General features: G+C 60.7%; 2 protein-coding genes and 1 pseudogene. All 3 read left to right on the plus strand.

Translation table 11 applies throughout. From position 1 onward, the window contains the following. Positions 1 to 300, plus strand: a pseudogene (locus tag F8J34_RS01895) (UDP-N-acetylmuramoyl-L-alanyl-D-glutamate--2,6-diaminopimelate ligase); the annotation flags it as partial. Then, positions 281 to 1,666 (plus strand): UDP-N-acetylmuramoyl-tripeptide--D-alanyl-D-alanine ligase, encoded by a 1,386-nt coding sequence (murF, locus tag F8J34_RS01900; RefSeq protein ID WP_297055983.1) that lies wholly within the window; start codon positions 281 to 283, stop codon positions 1,664 to 1,666. The pseudogene F8J34_RS01895 and the gene murF, both read left to right, overlap by 20 nt. A 3-nt stretch (positions 1,667 to 1,669) precedes the next feature. Further along, on the plus strand, positions 1,670 to 2,375 hold a 706-nt coding region (gene mraY, locus F8J34_RS01905; protein WP_297055986.1), incomplete at its 3' end, for a phospho-N-acetylmuramoyl-pentapeptide-transferase.

The following is a 2,375-nucleotide window of genomic DNA, read 5'->3' on the forward strand; positions in this document are numbered from 1 at the left end:
CAGATGGGGCGGGTGGCAGCCAGGCTCTCCGACCGGGTTTTCGTTACCTCGGACAACCCCCGCGAGGAGGACCCCGGGGATATTATTCGGGAGATCCTTTCCGGTATGAACGGAGGGGCTCCCCGGGAGGTGGAGCCGGATCGCCGTATGGCCCTGCGCCGGGCCCTGCTAGCCCTCGGCCCCGGGGATGTGCTCCTGGTGGCCGGAAAGGGGCACGAGGATTACCAGGAGATCGCCGGACGGCGTATCCCTTTTTCCGATCGGGAGGAGGTGAAGAGACTTGTCCAGGAACTTTCTTGATACCGAGGAAGTAATACGCGCCACCGGGGGAATGCTTCTTAACGGGGACATGGGGATCGTCTTTTCCGGGGTCTCCACGGATACCCGAACCCTGCGTCCCGGGGAACTCTTTGTGGCCCTCCGGGGAAAACGTTTCGATGGGCACGAATTCTGGCGCCAGGCCGTGGAAGCCGGGGCCAAGGGGTTGGTCCTCTCGCGGATCCCGGGGGATCTGGAATTAGAGGAATTTCCCAGGACCGTTTCCGTGATTCTGGTGCGGGATACACTTCAGGCTCTGGGGGAGATAGCCCGATATTACAAGCATAAACAGGGGTTCCGGGCCCTGGCCATTACCGGCTCCTGCGGCAAGACCAGTACCAAGGAAATGTGTGCGGCGGTGCTTTCACGTCGCTTTCGGGTCTTTCGGAACCCGGGAAACTTCAACAATCTGGTAGGGCTTCCTCTTTCGGTACTTGCCGTCCCGCCGGATACCGAGATAGGGGTGTTCGAGCTGGGAATAAGTGTTCCCGGAGAAATGTCCCGTTTGCGCGAGATCCTGGACCCGGTGGCGGCTCTTATTACCAATGTTCGCCCGGCGCATCTGGAGGGGCTGGGTTCGGTGGAGCGGGTGCTGGAGGAGAAGTTTCGGCTCTACGCCGAGTTGCCGGAAACAGCCCGGATTATCGTGAATCGAGACGAAGAGGAACTTTACCGCCGGAGCCGGGATCTCCCCCAGGCCCGCATCACCTATGGCCTGCATATCGAGGCCGAGGTGCGGGCCGAGGATATACGGGTGCGGCCGGAGGGTACGGAGTTTACCCTCTGGGTGGAGGAAAAACGGTTCCCCGGGGTCAGGATTTCCTTTCTGGGAGACCACTTCGTGCGGAACGCCCTGGCGGCGGTGGCAGCGGGGCTGGTGTTCGGGGTGTCACCGGAGGAGGCCCTTTCCGCCCTGGCCGAGATGAAACCGGTGCCCGGGAGGCTCCGTCCCCTTCGCACCAAAAAATATTTTCTCCTGGATGATACCTATAACGCCAATCCGGGGTCCATGTACGAAGCGCTCAAGACCTTCTGGGAGGTGGCTCAGGAGTTCTCGCCCCGGGTGGTCATTCTGGGGGATATGCTCGAGCTAGGAGATGAGGCCGAACGCTTTCACGAAAGCGTAGGATATATGGCCGGAAGGATAGCCCGATGGGTCTGGGCGGTGGGGGAATACGCCTCGCTGGTGGCCCGGGCCGCAAGCAAGGTGGGGGCGCAGACCCGGGCCTATGCCCGGGTGGAGGAGCTTCTGCCGGAGCTGGATCTCCCTGCCGGGGCGGCGGTGTTGATCAAGGGTTCGCGGGCCATGGGCCTGGAACGAGTGGTGGAAAAACTGCGGGAGGAATAAGGGGTGCTTTATCATCTGCTTTATCCGCTTCGTGAGTGGTTCGGGCCCTTTAACGTATTCCGGTACATTACCTTCCGTACTTTTTACGCCACGGTTACCGCCGGCCTGCTGGTCTTCTTTTTGATGCCCCGGTTTATCGCCTACTTTCGTCGCAAACGTATGGGGCAGGTTATCCGGGAGGAGGGGCCGCAGAGCCATCACACCAAGGCCGGCACCCCCACCATGGGAGGGGTGGTAATGATCGCTGCGGTTACCCTGGCGGTCCTCCTCTGGGGCAATCTCACCAATCCCTATCTCTGGTTGGCCCTGGGGACTCTCCTGAGCTTCGGTTTCCTGGGGTTTGTGGATGATTACCTCAAACTTACCCGGGGCCGCAATCTGGGGCTGAGGGCCCGGGAGAAACTCCTGGTTCAGGCCGTACTGGTGGTCGGACTCTGGTTCCTTCTCTTTCGGGTGGTGGGCCTTTCCGATGAGCTCGTTTTTCCCTTCCTGAAGACGCTCCATCCGGAACTCGGTCTGCTCTATCTCCCCTTCCTCTTTCTGGTGGTGGTGGGCACCTCCAACGCCATGAATCTTACCGATGGTCTGGATGGCCTGGCCATTGTGCCCTTCATGGTGGTGGCCGGGGTCTATGGACTCCTGGCCTACCTTACCGGACACGTGAAATTCGCCCATTATTTGCAGATTCCCTATGTGCCCGGGGTGGGGG

Origin of the sequence: Thermosulfurimonas sp., assembly GCF_015491435.1 — a bacterium.
Classification (GTDB): domain Bacteria; phylum Desulfobacterota; class Thermodesulfobacteria; order Thermodesulfobacteriales; family Thermodesulfobacteriaceae; genus Thermosulfurimonas_A.